General features: G+C 42.2%; 18 protein-coding genes, 1 tRNA gene and 1 other annotated feature. Of the genes, 13 read left to right on the top strand and 6 right to left on the bottom strand.

Annotation, left to right across the window (positions count from 1 at the left end):
- Nucleotides 1-51: 51 nt before the first annotated feature.
- Nucleotides 52-996: a glycosyltransferase family 2 protein gene (locus H6G83_RS20965; protein WP_190475874.1), complete on the bottom strand. Its 945-nt coding sequence runs from the start codon at nt 994-996 to the stop codon at nt 52-54.
- Nucleotides 997-1,146: 150 nt separating this feature from the next.
- On the opposite strand from H6G83_RS20965, the gene rplS reads away from it, so the two are divergent.
- The 8 genes from rplS to rplL all read left to right on the top strand — a co-directional run bounded on the left by rplS (nt 1,147) and on the right by rplL (nt 5,482).
- Nucleotides 1,147-1,509, top strand: a complete 363-nt coding sequence (rplS, locus tag H6G83_RS20960; protein WP_190475872.1) for a 50S ribosomal protein L19 — start codon at nt 1,147-1,149, stop codon at nt 1,507-1,509.
- 139 nt (nt 1,510-1,648) lie between these two features.
- Nucleotides 1,649-1,721: transfer RNA gene (locus H6G83_RS20955), tRNA-Trp, on the top strand.
- A 195-nt stretch (nt 1,722-1,916) separates the two neighbouring features.
- Entirely contained in the window at nt 1,917-2,138 is a 222-nt protein-coding gene (gene secE / locus H6G83_RS20950) for a preprotein translocase subunit SecE (protein ID WP_190475870.1), read from the top strand.
- A complete protein-coding gene (gene nusG / locus H6G83_RS20945; RefSeq protein ID WP_190475868.1) occupies nt 2,138-2,767 on the top strand; it encodes a transcription termination/antitermination protein NusG in 630 nt (209 codons plus the stop codon). The genes secE and nusG overlap by 1 nt, the downstream gene beginning before the upstream one ends.
- A 6-nt stretch (nt 2,768-2,773) precedes the next feature.
- On the top strand, nt 2,774-3,199 hold the full coding sequence (gene rplK / locus H6G83_RS20940) for a 50S ribosomal protein L11 (protein ID WP_190475866.1): 426 nt from the start codon (nt 2,774-2,776) through the stop codon (nt 3,197-3,199).
- A 123-nt stretch (nt 3,200-3,322) separates the two neighbouring features.
- A complete protein-coding gene (gene rplA / locus H6G83_RS20935) occupies nt 3,323-4,039 on the top strand; it encodes a 50S ribosomal protein L1 (protein WP_190475864.1) in 717 nt (238 codons plus the stop codon).
- Nucleotides 4,040-4,095: 56 nt separating this feature from the next.
- Nucleotides 4,096-4,259, top strand: a sequence feature (ribosomal protein L10 leader region).
- Between the two features lie 209 nt (nt 4,260-4,468).
- On the top strand, nt 4,469-5,014 hold the full coding sequence (rplJ, locus tag H6G83_RS20930; RefSeq protein WP_190475862.1) for a 50S ribosomal protein L10: 546 nt from the start codon (nt 4,469-4,471) through the stop codon (nt 5,012-5,014).
- Nucleotides 5,015-5,095: 81 nt separating this feature from the next.
- Nucleotides 5,096-5,482: a 50S ribosomal protein L7/L12 gene (gene rplL, locus H6G83_RS20925; protein ID WP_190475860.1), complete on the top strand. Its 387-nt coding sequence runs from the start codon at nt 5,096-5,098 to the stop codon at nt 5,480-5,482.
- An 87-nt stretch (nt 5,483-5,569) separates the two neighbouring features.
- Here rplL and H6G83_RS20920 read toward each other — a convergent pair whose 3' ends face one another.
- Both H6G83_RS20920 and H6G83_RS20915 read right to left on the bottom strand, forming a co-directional pair.
- Nucleotides 5,570-5,866 (bottom strand): type II toxin-antitoxin system RelE/ParE family toxin, encoded by a 297-nt coding sequence (locus H6G83_RS20920; protein ID WP_190475858.1) that lies wholly within the window; start codon nt 5,864-5,866, stop codon nt 5,570-5,572.
- A complete protein-coding gene (locus H6G83_RS20915) occupies nt 5,863-6,153 on the bottom strand; it encodes a type II toxin-antitoxin system ParD family antitoxin (RefSeq protein WP_190475855.1) in 291 nt (96 codons plus the stop codon). The genes H6G83_RS20920 and H6G83_RS20915 overlap by 4 nt, the downstream gene beginning before the upstream one ends.
- Before the next feature lie 224 nt (nt 6,154-6,377).
- On the opposite strand from H6G83_RS20915, the gene H6G83_RS20910 reads away from it, so the two are divergent.
- The 5 genes from H6G83_RS20910 to H6G83_RS20890 all read left to right on the top strand — a co-directional run bounded on the left by H6G83_RS20910 (nt 6,378) and on the right by H6G83_RS20890 (nt 10,942).
- Entirely contained in the window at nt 6,378-7,691 is a 1,314-nt protein-coding gene (locus H6G83_RS20910; protein ID WP_190475853.1) for an NAD(P)/FAD-dependent oxidoreductase, read from the top strand.
- A 46-nt stretch (nt 7,692-7,737) separates the two neighbouring features.
- Nucleotides 7,738-8,274 (top strand): DoxX family protein, encoded by a 537-nt coding sequence (locus H6G83_RS20905; protein WP_190475851.1) that lies wholly within the window; start codon nt 7,738-7,740, stop codon nt 8,272-8,274.
- A gap of 142 nt (nt 8,275-8,416) precedes the next feature.
- Complete coding sequence (gene bcp, locus H6G83_RS20900) at nt 8,417-8,896, top strand: thioredoxin-dependent thiol peroxidase (RefSeq protein ID WP_190475849.1); 480 nt, start codon at nt 8,417-8,419, stop codon at nt 8,894-8,896.
- A 247-nt stretch (nt 8,897-9,143) separates the two neighbouring features.
- Nucleotides 9,144-9,770, top strand: coding sequence for a type I restriction endonuclease (locus tag H6G83_RS20895; protein ID WP_190475848.1), 627 nt, complete (start codon nt 9,144-9,146; stop codon nt 9,768-9,770).
- 5 nt (nt 9,771-9,775) lie between these two features.
- The gene (locus tag H6G83_RS20890; RefSeq protein ID WP_190475846.1) at nt 9,776-10,942 is read left to right on the top strand and encodes a cysteine desulfurase family protein; all 1,167 of its coding nucleotides are present in this window, start codon (nt 9,776-9,778) and stop codon (nt 10,940-10,942) included.
- A 120-nt stretch (nt 10,943-11,062) separates the two neighbouring features.
- Here the strand turns inward: H6G83_RS20890 and H6G83_RS20885 are convergent, their stop codons facing one another.
- The 3 genes from H6G83_RS20885 to H6G83_RS20875 form a co-directional block, all read right to left on the bottom strand.
- A complete protein-coding gene (locus H6G83_RS20885; RefSeq protein WP_190475844.1) occupies nt 11,063-12,034 on the bottom strand; it encodes a cyanophycinase in 972 nt (323 codons plus the stop codon).
- A 269-nt stretch (nt 12,035-12,303) separates the two neighbouring features.
- The gene (locus H6G83_RS20880) at nt 12,304-13,491 is read right to left on the bottom strand and encodes a glycosyltransferase family 4 protein (RefSeq protein WP_190475842.1); all 1,188 of its coding nucleotides are present in this window, start codon (nt 13,489-13,491) and stop codon (nt 12,304-12,306) included.
- A 481-nt stretch (nt 13,492-13,972) separates the two neighbouring features.
- The gene (locus tag H6G83_RS20875; protein WP_190475840.1) at nt 13,973-14,338 is read right to left on the bottom strand and encodes a winged helix-turn-helix transcriptional regulator; all 366 of its coding nucleotides are present in this window, start codon (nt 14,336-14,338) and stop codon (nt 13,973-13,975) included.
- Between the last annotated feature and the right edge of the window lie 16 nt (nt 14,339-14,354).

The following is a 14,354-nucleotide window of genomic DNA, read 5'->3' as shown; positions in this document are numbered from 1 at the left end:
TCCTTTCCCAACGTGCAACTAAAGGCTAAAGCCTTGACTACAAACAATAACCTAAGATTCAATCAAGACCAATTTATTAACACGTTCATTATTCATTTGCGATTTGCGTGAATAGACAGTATTCAGCAATAATTTCCAAGCAGAAATGGAAAGTATAGATGTATCTAAAATCGTCAAAAAGCTAGACAAATTTTTCTGTTTCAATGCCACTATAGACCAATGAAGCTTTAAGTAATTCTTGATATCATCAAGAGATGGAATCTGCAAGCGATGTTTTTCATCCACCAAAGCATAAATTTTTTCCTTCATTAAAATATTCGTATTCAAACGCTGCTGCAAAGAAAACTTTTGATTATAAGCACCAGGCCAAATTGTCCGGTAAGCTAGACACTGATTGAGGAAAATGGCATGACCAAACTGGGCAATTTTAATCCAAGAATCAATATCATCACAATTGGTATTCAGTTGAGCATCCCAACCGCCAGTTTTCAAGAAAGCGTCACGGCGACAAGCAACTTGCACTGGTGTACCAAATGGCACAAGTTCCAACAGCATACCGTAATGAACATCGGTTTGGGGAATGTAAAAAGCTAAACCAGGGCCAGTTTTGGGTGTACTACTCAACTCAACACCGTTACTATCCACCTGTGCGGCGATACAAGAGCAAATTACCGCATCAGGACAAAGTGCGATCGCCTCACACATCTGTTCTATACACTTAACATCTAAATAATCGTCATCATCTAAAAATTTAATCCAATCACCGCTAGCCTTTTCCACACCAGTATTTACGGCTGCGGAGTGGCCTTGGTTGACCTCATTGCGATGATACACAACAGAATTACCCAAACTTTTCACATAGCTTTGGGTCTCATCCGTTGAACAATCGTCAACAACTACCACCTCACAGGGTACAGTCTGTTGCAACGCTGAATCAATCGCCCGACGCAGCAAGTCTACACGGTTATAAGTGGTAATGACAACGCTAAATTTCATAAGTATCACACCTGTAACAAATTTTCCTTGCAATATAGCTTTTATTTCCAGGCTGGCGTATCTGTAAAATTATCTATCATCAAAGCAGTGGACTGAAACACGATTCTCGATTTATGATGGATGATTGTGAGTTTTTGAAGCAAACAGGCCATGAGCGCTCAAGAGATCATCCGTTCCATAGAAGCGGAACAACTAAAATCTAACCTGCCCGAAATTTATATCGGCGACACTGTAAGAGTCGGTGTGAAAATCAAAGAAGGCGACAAATATCGTGTCCAGCCATACGAAGGCGTGGTCATTGCTAGACGCAACGGTGGTATTAACGAAACCATTACAGTCCGTCGCGTATTCCAAGGCGTTGGTGTAGAACGGGTATTCCTGTTACACTCCCCCCGCATTGATAGCATTAAAGTATTGCGTCGTGGTAAAGTAAGACGTGCTAAACTGTACTATCTACGCGGTCGCGTAGGTAAGGCTACCCGGATTAAGCAACGCTTCGACCGTTCTTTATAATTTTTGTTCAGGGTATGGGAGAAATCTCAGTGAATCGGCGGCATCTGCCGCTTGCTCCCTCGACAAAATTATGTTAGAATGATATGTTAGTGAAGTTAAGCTAGAAAAAGCTTGACAAACTAAAACCAAACCAGCTTGTGCGCTCTTAGTTCAGTTGGTAGAACGCAGGTCTCCAAAACCTGATGTCGGGGGTTCAAGTCCTCCAGGGCGCGCTCGAAAGTAAAAAACACAGCCCGAACCAATAGTACATCTGCTAAAATGGCAAGAAGTGCTATTGATTTCGGGTGTAGTTGTTTTATACTTGCAGCTTTTTTGCTTCCAGTTAATTTGATGGAGTTGAAGCTGTCAACCTGGATGAAAATAAGCAGAGTATAGCTGTATTGACTAAAGACGGGGGATAGAAGACCGTGGCCAAGAAAAATGAGGCAGAAATCGTAGAGAATGCTGGCGGGTTTAACTTTGGCAACTTCTTTCAAGGAACCAGAGAAGAACTAGATAAAGTAGTTTGGCCCAGTCGCAAGCAACTAATTAGCGAATCAGCAGCCGTGTTGCTCATGGTGACACTCTCCGCCTCCTTAATCTATTTAGTCGATGGATTGTTTGGTTGGGTAGCAAAGCAGGTATTCTGATGACTTCTGCGACAGACGAACCAATTAACTCGCCGCAGTCAGAGGAAACAGCAGAAACAGCGCCAAAAGAAACACGCTGGTATGCAGTGCAAGTAGCCTCCGGTTGCGAAAAACGAGTCAAAACCAATTTAGAACAGCGCATTCAAACTTTTGATGTAGCTGAGAAGATTGTCCAAGTAGAAATTCCTCACACACCAGCAGTTAAAATCCGTAAGGATGGTAGCCGCAGCCACACAGAAGAGAAAGTATTTCCTGGCTATGTGTTAGTGCGGATGGTGATGGATGATGATACTTGGCAGGTGGTACGCAACACATCCCATGTAATCAACTTTGTGGGAGCAGAACAAAAACGTGGGACAGGCAAAGGCCGTGGACACGTTAAGCCGTTACCCCTAAGCCATTCTGAAGTAGAACGAATCTTCAAACAAACCACAGAACAAGAGCCAGTTGTCAAAATTGACATGGCTAGTGGTGATAAGATAGTCGTGCTTTCTGGCCCATTCAAGGACTTTGAAGGCGAGGTGATTGAAGTTAGTCCAGAACGGAGTAAACTAAAAGCCTTGCTCTCGATTTTCGGGCGAGACACACCAGTAGAACTGGAATTTAATCAGGTAGAAAAACAGAGCTAATAAAAAATGGCGAAGAAAGTAGTAGCGGTCATTAAATTGGCCCTGAATGCTGGAAAAGCCAACCCAGCACCCCCAGTTGGCCCGGCTTTGGGTCAACATGGTGTTAATATCATGATGTTCTGCAAAGAGTACAACGCCAAAACAGCAGACCAAGCTGGAATGGTAATTCCTGTAGAAATCTCGGTATATGAAGACCGGAGTTTCACATTTGTACTCAAAACGCCACCAGCATCAGTATTGATTCGCAAAGCGGCAAAGATTGAAAGAGGTTCCAACGAACCCAATAAGAAAAAGGTCGGCTCAATTACCACAGCACAACTGCGGGAAATTGCTCAGACCAAACTCCCTGACCTCAACGCCAACGACATCGACGCAGCAATGAAAATTGTGGCGGGAACTGCCAAAAACATGGGCGTTACCATTACAGAATAGGGAAAATTGAGAGTTCATAGTGATGAGTTAAGTATTAAATACTCAGAACTTATAACTCAGCAGTCATAATTAAAATTTATCGGGGGAGAAGCCAAGCTTCGCCAATAACCCCAGGAGATAAAAATGGGCAAGAAAGTATCACGTCGCTTGCAGGAATTGCAAGCAAAAGTAGAAGATAGAGAATACGCGCCGCTAGATGCTCTAAGTCTGTTGAAAGAGACAGCTACAGCTAAATTCCCCGAAGCAGCAGAAGCGCATATTCGCTTAGGTATTGATCCAAAATATACAGACCAACAATTACGGACTACAGTTGCATTGCCTAAAGGTACAGGGCAAATTGTGCGAGTAGCAGTAATTGCTCGTGGTGAAAAAGTTACAGAAGCCTCCAACGCTGGTGCGGATGTAGTTGGTTCGGAAGAACTAATCGACGAAATCCAAAAAGGCAGAATGGACTTTGACAAGTTGATTGCCACACCAGATGTGATGCCACAGGTGGCAAAACTTGGTAAGCTTTTAGGGCCTCGTGGTTTAATGCCATCACCCAAAGGTGGTACAGTCACATTTGACATAGCAAGTGCGATCGCTGAATTTAAAGCCGGGAAATTAGAGTTCCGGGCTGACCGTACAGGCATCGTTCATGTTATGTTTGGTAAGGCATCCTTCTCGCCTGAAGATTTGTTGGTAAACTTGAAGGCATTGCAAGAAACGATTGACCGTAATCGCCCTTCAGGAGCCAAAGGTCGCTACTGGCGCACATTTTATGTGTCTGCCACAATGGGGCCATCTATTAAAGTCGATATCAACGCTCTGAGAGATTTTAAACTGACGGAAGCAGCATAAATTTGGTAACGGGTAATTGGTAATTGGTAATCGGTAAGATACCATTGCCAATTGCCAAAATTAAATATGCAAAGCCGGAGACAGCAGGTGCTAATGCTTAATATCCTGCCGAGGTGAAAGCTCTATGACTGGAGGTGACAAAATTATTGTGCGTCACCTTAGAAACAAGAGTCTTGATACTTAACCCCGGCTGAGATAGCTGGGGTTTATTGTTTGCCCTTGTCAGCAAACTGATTTTTCATGTTATGTGGAGGTAACGCCAAACCTAACCCCCCAGCCCCCTTCCCTAGTAGGGAAGGGGGAGAAATCAAAGCCTCTCTCCTGGTAGGGGAGAGGTTTGGAGAGGGGTTTTCCAGATCCCGTGAAAAGTCAGGTCAGCAGAAAATCATCAAAGAGAATCGACGATTATTTTGAGGAGGTGAAACCGATATGGGTAGAACGCTAGAAAATAAAAAAGAAATCGTAGCTGACCTCAAAGAAACTTTGAGCGAGTCAACTTTGGCACTAGTAATTGAGTACCAAGGTCTAACAGTTGCCGAAATTACTGACTTACGGCGGCGGCTACGTCCTACTGGCACTGTCTGCAAAGTAACTAAAAATACTTTGATGGGGATTGCCATTCAGGATGATGAAAAATGGCAAGCTTTATCAGAGTTGCTCAAAGGTTCTTCCGCATTTTTGTTAGTTAAAGAAGATTTCTCTGGAGCAATTAAAGCTTACCAAGATTTCCAAAAAGCTAGCAAGAAGACTGAACTTCGCGGTGGAGTTTTGGAAGGACGCTTACTCAAAGAGCCAGATGTTAAGGCTCTAGGAGACTTACCTTCCAAGGAACAACTCATTGGTCAAATTGCTGGAGCTATCAATGCTGTGGCGACCAAGTTGGCTGTGGGTATCAACGAAGTTCCAGGTGGTTTGGCGCGTGCATTGCAAGCTCTGGCTGACAAAGAAAATGGCGGCTCTGACGATGCAGCCTAATCACGGTATTAGTTGTTAGTAGTTAAGTTCACCACTGACAACTGACAAAATAACTAAATCAACATTACAGGAGTTATATCAATGTCTGCTGCAACCGATCAAATTTTAGACCAATTAAAATCCTTGACTTTGCTGGAAGCTGCTGAATTAGTTAAGCAAATTGAAGAAGCTTTCGGTGTAAGTGCTGCTGCTCCTGTTGGCGTAGCTGTTGCTGCTCCTGCTGCTGCTGCTGCTGCTGAACCTGTAGAAGAGAAAACCGAATTTGACGTTATTCTCGAATCTGTTCCTGCTGATAAGAAGATTGCTGTATTGAAGATTGTCCGTGAAATCACTGGTTTAGGTTTGAAAGAAGCTAAAGATTTAGTAGAAGCTGCTCCTAAGCCTATCAAGGAAGCTATTGCTAAAGAAGCTGCTGAAGACGCTAAGAAGCGGATTGAAGAAGCTGGTGGTAAGGTAACAATTAAGTAATTACAAATTACTTAGTAAAATCTTTTTGTAATGATAAAAGGAGTCCAATTGGACTCCTTTTTTAAGTCACTACGTCAGTGCTATAGCTTATGGTTCCTCAAAAAAACTCTGAATATCTCTAGCACCGTGAATAACGCGCACAATTTCAATACCTTCTGTAATAGAGCGGTAAAAGATTAGGTATTTTCCTACAGCAATACTGCGAAGAGATGGTGCTAACTCAGTACGCGCTCTGCCAATATCAGGAGTTACCAGCAGTTCATCAAATTTTTCTATTATTTTGGTAATAATAGCGTCTGCGGCGCTTTCATTATCTTGGGCTATGTACCACCAAATATCAGCCAAATCGCCTTTTGCCTCAACGCTCACTCTTAGCTGCTTCATTTTTGGGAGTTATTTCTTGAGGAGGCGAGTTTCTTGCGTCCTGTCGTCTTAATTTCTTCAGCAAGGTCTTGAGACGAGGTGTAGGTGCTAAACTCTCCGTTCTCAAGCTGCTCAATTCCTTTGTGAATGTCACGCCGCAATTGTTCAAGTTTGAGTTTTCGTAAATCCTCACGTTCTTTGAGCAGACGTAACCCTTCACGAATCACCTCACTTTGCGACTGATAAAGCCCACTGGCGATGAGTTCAGCCACAAATTTATCTAATGTCTCGCCGAGATGTACGTTCATGGTGCGGCAATAAAGAGTGATTCTGCTTTTATTTAAGATACTGCCATGATTAACAGTAAATGTCAATTTTTGACAGACTAGGACTTACACATGAAAACAAAAAATTAAGGGTATATGAATGTAGGTGTGTAATTTCTAACAAGTTATCTATAATAAAATTATTTATTTGTTACATTTTTTTAAATTAAAGAGTTTGACCAGCCAACTCAATCAAGAGGGGAATGATGAGGAATCGCCGCGTTGTTATTGTTGGTGCTGGATTTGGTGGTTTACAAGCTGCCCAATCTTTAGCTAATTCTGGTGCAGATGTATTACTAATCGATCGCCATAATTACCATACTTTTGTGCCGTTACTTTATCAGGTAGCCACAGGGCAAATAGAACCAGAGTATATTGCTTACCCCATCCGCACGATTTTACGGCGTTCCTTGTTTAAATATCACAAGCCTCAAGTTCAGTTTCTCATGGCTGAGGTTGAGCATATTGATTTTTCTGGGCAAGTTGTCAAAACAGCTAACGCTGCAATTAATTATGACTTTCTGGTGTTGGCGACTGGTAGCCGCACTCAGTTTTGGGGTGTTAACGGTGCTGAAGAATCTGCTTTTTCTATGAGGAGTTTAGAGGAAGCGGTAGCGCTACGAAATCAGATTTTTGACTGTTTTGAACAAGCTATTCAAGAAGCTGATGCAGATAGAAGGCAAAAACTGCTAACTTTTACTATTGTTGGGGGTGGCGCAACTGGTGTAGAGTTGGCGGGTGCATTAGTTGAGATGGTGCGGGGCTGCTTGCGCCGGGATTATCCCACGATAGATTCTAAGGAAGTAAGAATTATTTTAGTACAATCGGGCGATCGCTTGTTAGTTGAATTGCCAAAAAAGTTAGGAATCTACACACACAAAAAATTGCGTCAGCTAGGGGTTGAAGTTTATTTGCAAACTAGAGTCAGTCAAGTTACCGATGGATTTGTTCACTTGGACAACGAAGAGATAATCCCATCTCAAACCGTGATTTGGACTGCTGGTTTAGAAGCCAACCTCCCTGGAGTTTCCGAGGAGTTAGCTGTGGCGCATAAAGGCAAAATAGTAGTTCATCCCACCTTACAAGTATTGGAACATCCCAATGTGTATGCAGTTGGGGATTTGGCTTATGTGGAACAGAATGGTAAGTCATTATCTGGGGTTGCGCCGGAAGCACTCCAGCAAGGCGTGGCGGTAGCGCGGAATATTCGCCTGCAAATGCGGGGGAAATCACCAAAGCCTTTTAACTATTTCAATAAAGGTAGATTGGCGATTATTGGCTGTTATGCAGGTGTGGGTAAAATTGGGGCGTTGGCGTTTACAGGTTTCTTGGCTTGGTTGATGTGGCTGGGAGTTCACTTAGTTTATCTTCCAGGCTACCGTAGCCGCTTGCTAGTTTTACTGACTTGGCTACATACTTATTTATCTAGCGATCGCCACGTTCGTTTAATCCTTTCTTCTAAACGGACAAATGTGCAGAATTCGCAAACAGACTTGCATTATCTGCAAGAGTCACGCTGATTTCCATCTCTGCAATAAAACTTAGTTAAGGTTGGAGTGAATAATCATGGCTGACAGTAGAAATTATTTAAGTCTCAAGCAGAAAGATATTGCGATCGCCTATTTACTTTTACGCATTCTTATAGGCGTAAATTATTTTAATCATGGATTTACTCGCATTGGGAATATTCCCGGCTTTGTGGAAGCCACAGTTAAACAATTAGAAAATTCCTATTTTCCTGAATTTCTGGTAAGAATTAATTCCTATTTAGTTCCTCCAGTAGAATTAATTGTGGGTATATTAATCACCATTGGTTTAGCAACACGCAGCGCTTTAATTGTCACTTTTGTACTCATGATAATTTTGAAGTTAGGCGTAACATCGGTACAGAATTGGGGTGCAGCCACTTCCATGTTAAGTTACGGAATTGTGCTGTTTATTTTGCTTGCTGGTCATGGTTTCAATATATATTCTGTAGATTATTGGAGAAGTAGGAAACAAAATCAGCCAGAATCAACAGCGTCTTCTGAACCGAGTATATTTAACTTCTTAATGAGTAAAGTTCGGGGTAAACGTCGCCGACAGCAGCGCCACAATTTTTAGACCTGTAGGATTATATCTGATTCTTGGCGCTGCACTGCCCACCCTACAGATTTGCTAAAAATGTCAAGTGGAGAATGAGCGATCGCCTAATTTATGTACAATCTAAAAGCCTGCATATTCCGCTATTTACACCAGTAAAATTATGAGCAACATTCCCCAGCCTGGACAGCCAGCGCCTAATTTTTCTACCCCTGACCAGAATGGTAATTTAGTCAGTCTGAGTGATTTTAATAATCAGTGGGTTGTAATTTATTTCTATCCCAAAGATGACACCCCAGGCTGCACCACAGAAGCCAAGGATTTTACAGAATTATATCAAGAATTTAGCCAATTAGAAGCGAAAATTTTAGGTGTAAGTCCTGACTCTGGTAAAGCACATTGCAAATTCATCGATAAACATAGTTTGTCTATCACTCTTCTAAGCGACCCAGAACATAAACTGATAGAAGCATACGGTGCTTGGCGCTTAAAGAAATTTATGGGCAAAGAATACATGGGTGTCGCCCGTTCAACTTTTTTAATCTCACCTGATGGAATTATCGCCTATGCTTGGCCTAATGTTAAAGCTAAAGGTCATGCACAAGCCGTTTTGCAAAAATTACAAGAGTTAACAAATATTTAAAATAATTTATCAACAATATCAGCGCAGTCTACAATAATTGATGTTATACTGCGCTTTGCATATTTTTATCATTAAAATTATTTGGTGAAAATTTACTTACAATAAGTAGTAGCGTGACCAAACTAAAATGCGGCATTAGATTGGGAAAAAAATCGAACGCAGATGAACGCAGATGAGTAAGACGATAAATTGTTGGCTAATGCAATATTTTAGTCTAGACACGCCAGTAGTATCTATTTTTTAAACTATGGTTCAAATCATCCAAGCAAAAAATATAGGGCTTGCCTATCTAAAAGAAAGATTTGGGTTGCAACGAGTAGAAGATGAGGCTTTCTTCACAGAATGGTTAGATAATTTGCCAGAAATTACAGATGTAGAAAAGCAATATTTAGATAGAGTTAAATCAAATTTCTTAAACTTAGCCCAAAGACCACCAATTCTAGAGAATGCTGTTAAAATGGTTGTCTTGTCACCTTTATTAGACTTGGCAGGCTTTTATAGTCAGCCTTTTGCTATTGGAACTGAGGAATCTATAGAAATTTCTGTAGAAGATGAAGGAGAGGTTATCAGAGGAAGAATAGATATTTTAGTTATTCAAAAGCAGTTTTGGTTGCTAGTAATTGAATCGAAAAGGGCTGGGATATCTCTTTTAGAAAATATTCCTCAAGCATTGGCTTATATGCTGGCTAGTCCTAATCAAGATAAGCCTGTGTTTGGATTGCTGACTAATGGTAGTCATTTTATGTTTATAAAATTGATTAAGACGCATACTCCCACTTATGATATATCAGATGAATTTACATTATTAAAACGAAAAAATGAACTATATGAAGTTCTGGTAATTTTGAAAAATTTTAGTCAACTATTAAGTTAGAAGTCATGTCTAATCGTCCAATATATCTTGATTGTCACGCTACCACACCTGTAGATGAGCGGGTGTTAGCAGCTATGCTACCCTACTTTACAGAAAAATTTGGCAACCCGGCGAGTATTAGTCATATTTACGGTTGGGAAACAGAAGCATCTGTGAGACAAGCAAGGGAGATTTTAGCAACAGCTATTAACGCTACCCCAGAAGAAATTGTCTTTACAAGCGGGGCGACGGAAGCGAATAATTTAGCAATTAAAGGTGTAGCTGAAGCTTATTTTCCCAAAGGTCAGCATATTATTACCATTGCAACTGAACATCATGCTGTACTTGACCCTTGTAACTATTTGAAAACTTTGGGTTTTGATATTACTATTCTGCCAGTCAAAGCAGATGGATTAATTGATTTAACAGAATTAGAAAAAGCGTTGCGTGATGATACGATTTTAGTATCGGTGATGGCTGCTAATAATGAAATTGGCGTGTTGCAACCTTTGGCAGAAATTGGGGGAATGTGCCGCGATCGCCATATAATTTTCCATACAGATGCAGCCCAAGCCATTGGCAAAATCCCCTTAGATGTAGAAGCAATGAACATCGACCTGATGTCCCTCACCGCCCATAAAGTCTATGGGCCGAAAGGTATCGGTGCATTATACGTCAGAAGACGCAACCCCAGAGTCCAACTCGCACCCCAGCAACATGGCGGTGGACATGAACGGGGAATGCGTTCCGGGACGCTGTACACACCGCAAATTGTCGGTTTTGCCAAAGCCGTAGAAATCGCCCTCAGCGAACAAACTACAGAAAATCAACGCCTCACCCAGTTAAGAGAAAGATTGTGGTCACAACTATCACAACTTGAGGGTATTCACCTCAACGGACATCCTAGCCAACGCCTAGCCGGAAACTTGAATATTAGTATTGAAGGCGTAGATGGTGCTGCGCTTGGGTTAGGTTTACAACCAGTAGTAGCGGTGTCTTCTGGTTCAGCCTGTTCCTCCACCAAAACCGCCCCCTCCCACGTCCTCAGCGCCTTGGGAAGCCCAGAAAAACTAGCCTACGCCTCAATTCGCTTTGGTATTGGAAGGTTTAATACAGCAGAGGAAATTGATCTAGTAGCGAAACACGCGATCGCTACTATTCAAAGTTTACGCAAACAGGCGAGTTTGGTCTAGGGATTGGGGACTGGGGACTGGGGAAAGGGGAAAGGCTTTTTGTTTTTCCCTCATCTCCCTCATCTCCCTCATCTCCCTCATCCCCCTCATCCCCCTCATCTCCCTCATCTCCCCTACCCCTCAATACGGGTCTGCATCAAACCTTCCCCGCTTCACACTCCGGTAATAATAACCCCTAGCTGGTGGGTTATTCAGGTCAAAAGTGTCGCCACTGGGGACTCGCCAGATTTTGTAGTCGTAATATGTGAGTGGTGTTCGCGGTTTGCATATCTCTGGTGGATGGTCGCCCAAAACAAAATATGCTGCATTTCTCCCCATCACTTTCGCCTTACCATATTTATCTACAACAACTGATGTCTCCTCACTAACAGCTATCCCTAACGCAGTTTGACACACACCATCTTGAATTTGTCTGGCGATAAATGCCATGATTCGACCCATGCGTTTACGGGTATCAAAATGGGTGTCTATGACAGTCCCTTGCAAATGCTGCCATTTAAAGAAGTTGTAGCTAAAAGTAATATTTTCGTAAGGATCATCTAGCGCATCTTTCGTTTCTACGGGGTCTTCGCGGGCGCAAGCATCATATACAAAATCACTCATAATCATTGCGCCCGCGCTAGTGCCACCCACAGCCCCGCCTCTGCTGTAAACTGATGCTACAGCCGCCTCTAGTTTGGTGTCTTTCCAACTACGGATATATTGGCATTGGTCGCCACCAGCAAAAAATACTACATCAGCATTAAGGATTTTCTGTACAATATCATCTCTGTTGGCATCTTGGCGATTGCTGACAATTAACGTCTGTACAGAGTTGACACCGCTCATGCTATAAATGAGATGATCGTAGTCATCGCTGCCGTAAGTTCGTAAGACTACAACATTGACTCTACCGGTTCCTCTGACTTGGTTAATCATCCATTGAATAGCCGCTTCCACATCCGGGCCACCCCCACCCAAGTTAAGGACAGGGCCAGCTAAGGCAGGAAGAACATCGACAGTGTTTCCCTGAAACAAGAGTTTCAGGTATGCTGTAAGACGAGCTATAAAATTCTTCAAGCACTTTGCTATATTTGGGAATGCCCTTGTCATAAGAACCTTTTGAAGCAAACTGCAACTAAGCTATCTGACATTTAAACTGCATATTCTTTCTTGTTGACTGTTGACTGTTGAGCGTCAACTGTTAACTAATAAGTAATTATGTAGTTTAAAAATCGTAGCTTATTGCTTAATTTCGCACTCCCAAGGCTATAATTCCCAGCGTACAAGGCTTGTACTGTTTGTTAGCGCCGCATAACGCAAAAGTAGCGATTAATTCTCTCAGTGAATCTGCAAAAACCTCAGCTTGTCTTTACATTTTGTTACCATTCAACTTGCGATCGCTCTTCCACCACTCGTTGATATACAGCCTCAGTTTGTTGGGCTAACTTAGGCCAGCTAAAACGGCGTTGCAAATCCTCATAGGCGTTATCCACCAGCCATTGACGATAACCAGGATTTTTCAAAACTTCCAAAATTCCCCAAGCCAAAGAATCAGGATTATTCACCCAAGTTACTACCCCCGTCTTGGTATGTTGCACTACCTCCGGGAAGCCGCCTGTATCTGACACCACTACGGGAACCCGCGAGGCGAAGCTTTCTAAAGCTACAATCCCAAAGGGTTCGTAAAGGCTGGGAAATACTGCACAATCAGCTATAGTTTGGAATCTGTCCAAATATTCATCTGTGAGAAAACCTGTAAAGTAGCATTTGTGCCAAATTCCCAAATCCAATGCTTGGCGTTTAAGATTGTCAGTATTACCACCACCAACAATCACAAATTTCACGTAGCCACCCATTTCTGACAGGACTTTAGGCGCTGCATTCAGTAAAACTGATACACCCTTTTCGTAGGTCATCCGTCCCACATAGTAGACAATCTTCTCATGATCCCCCGCAAATTGGCGACGAAACTCTTGAGCATGAAAATCTTCATGATGCTGTTTCTTTTCAGGGCGGATACCGTTATGAATCACATCGATTTTATCCCAAGGGCTTGAAAGCGCTCTTGCCACTTCTTGCCGCATATAATTCGTACAGACAATAATCCGCCAAGCATTGTAAGCTAGTAAGTTTTCCTTGCCGTGGATATAACGTTGGGTATCATTGTAAATACCATTATGACGACCAGATTCTGTAGCGTGGATAGTAGCAATTAGGGGAATTCTAAAGTTATGCTTGAGAGCGATCGCCGCATCCCCTACTAACCAATCATGGGCGTGAATTAAATCAAACGGGCCTTCCTCGTTAATTAACTTCCCTCCATGATGTCCAATGCTTTGATTAAAATTCGCCACCCAGTGAAAAAAGTCATTACTATGAGATACTGGTACTCGATGTACTTGTATGCCCTCCACCACCTCATACATTGAAGCTTGACCAACTTCCACCGTAATTAAATGGATTTCATGCCCCAGTTTGACCAATTCTGGGTACAACTCCGCCACATGACGGGCAATACCTCCAACTATTCTCGGCGGAAACTCCCAACTTAGTACCAGTATCTTCATGAAGCAGACTCTCCAATGCCTTATATATATCTAAAAATATGAGGGCGGCACTTGCGGCAAATTGACTTACTAAAATTTTCGGATTTTTTTACATTTTTTTGGGTTCAAGTGAGCAAAAATTATTAAAGCTGGGCAAATCCGTGAATAATAGATGAAGCTTATTAGAGTACCTGATTGAAAGCCCAAATAGAACTAGGTATCCTACCCCCCACGCTTATCAGAAATAGAAAATTGAAGATTTAAAATTAGAAAAGCTTATATTGTCAGCTTTCTCAATGATATCTATCAAAAGAAACAATTTTAAATTAGTAGCTTGTTATTAGCTGTATCTTTATAATTTATTCAAATAGCTCCTGAACTATTCGGGAAAATATGCAAATTTTTTATCAAGGGACTTCCAGAAATTAAATTATTCCATGAGTGAAAGTGTAGAAGCTGATTAAAGTCTTCTTCCCCTACTCCCCCTACTCCCCCTGCTCCCTTATCGTACCTGCTGACGTTCGTAAACCAGTCGTAATTCTTCTTGGTGCTGCCAAGCCCAAGAAGCCAGAGCAGCTATTGGTTCAATCAGCTTTTCACCAAAAGGAGTCAAATTATACTCCACCTTTGGCGGCACAACTGGGTAGACAGTTCGTTGCACAACACCAGTCGCCTCTAACCTTCTCAGGGTCTGTGTCAGCATTTTTTTGGAAACTCCGGGTATTTGCCGTTGAAAATCAGTGTAACGCTTAGTACCAGAAGATAAAAGATACAGAATCGGCGGTGTCCATTTATCGCCAACCAGATCGAGCATCTGGCGCATAGGACAGTCGGCGCTAAGAACTATGGGGTGATTGTTGGATACCATGAGGTAACTATATTAC

This window comes from Anabaena azotica FACHB-119, assembly GCF_014697625.1.
In the GTDB taxonomy this organism is placed as follows: domain Bacteria; phylum Cyanobacteriota; class Cyanobacteriia; order Cyanobacteriales; family Nostocaceae; genus Trichormus; species Trichormus azoticus_A.
The sequence above is the reverse complement of the archived record's forward strand: the minus strand, read 5'-3'. Positions and strand labels throughout refer to the sequence as shown.

Excerpts from the sequence above, each read along its gene's own strand:
- rplK (WP_190475866.1), top strand. The coding sequence starts at position 2,774 with ATGGCGAAGAAAGTAGTAGCGGTCATTAAATTGGCCCTGAATGCTGGA.
- rplS (WP_190475872.1), top strand. The coding sequence starts at position 1,147 with ATGAGCGCTCAAGAGATCATCCGTTCCATAGAAGCGGAACAACTAAAA.
- rplL (WP_190475860.1), top strand. The coding sequence starts at position 5,096 with ATGTCTGCTGCAACCGATCAAATTTTAGACCAATTAAAATCCTTGACT.
- H6G83_RS20915 (WP_190475855.1), bottom strand. The coding sequence starts at position 6,153 with ATGAACGTACATCTCGGCGAGACATTAGATAAATTTGTGGCTGAACTC.
- H6G83_RS20875 (WP_190475840.1), bottom strand. The coding sequence starts at position 14,338 with ATGGTATCCAACAATCACCCCATAGTTCTTAGCGCCGACTGTCCTATG.
- H6G83_RS20895 (WP_190475848.1), top strand. The coding sequence starts at position 9,144 with ATGGTTCAAATCATCCAAGCAAAAAATATAGGGCTTGCCTATCTAAAA.
- H6G83_RS20885 (WP_190475844.1), bottom strand. The coding sequence starts at position 12,034 with ATGACAAGGGCATTCCCAAATATAGCAAAGTGCTTGAAGAATTTTATA.
- H6G83_RS20910 (WP_190475853.1), top strand. The coding sequence starts at position 6,378 with ATGAGGAATCGCCGCGTTGTTATTGTTGGTGCTGGATTTGGTGGTTTA.
- bcp (WP_190475849.1), top strand. The coding sequence starts at position 8,417 with ATGAGCAACATTCCCCAGCCTGGACAGCCAGCGCCTAATTTTTCTACC.
- H6G83_RS20890 (WP_190475846.1), top strand. The coding sequence starts at position 9,776 with ATGTCTAATCGTCCAATATATCTTGATTGTCACGCTACCACACCTGTA.
- nusG (WP_190475868.1), top strand. The coding sequence starts at position 2,138 with ATGACTTCTGCGACAGACGAACCAATTAACTCGCCGCAGTCAGAGGAA.
- H6G83_RS20920 (WP_190475858.1), bottom strand. The coding sequence starts at position 5,866 with ATGAAGCAGCTAAGAGTGAGCGTTGAGGCAAAAGGCGATTTGGCTGAT.
- H6G83_RS20905 (WP_190475851.1), top strand. The coding sequence starts at position 7,738 with ATGGCTGACAGTAGAAATTATTTAAGTCTCAAGCAGAAAGATATTGCG.
- rplA (WP_190475864.1), top strand. The coding sequence starts at position 3,323 with ATGGGCAAGAAAGTATCACGTCGCTTGCAGGAATTGCAAGCAAAAGTA.
- H6G83_RS20965 (WP_190475874.1), bottom strand. The coding sequence starts at position 996 with ATGAAATTTAGCGTTGTCATTACCACTTATAACCGTGTAGACTTGCTG.
- H6G83_RS20880 (WP_190475842.1), bottom strand. The coding sequence starts at position 13,491 with ATGAAGATACTGGTACTAAGTTGGGAGTTTCCGCCGAGAATAGTTGGA.
- rplJ (WP_190475862.1), top strand. The coding sequence starts at position 4,469 with ATGGGTAGAACGCTAGAAAATAAAAAAGAAATCGTAGCTGACCTCAAA.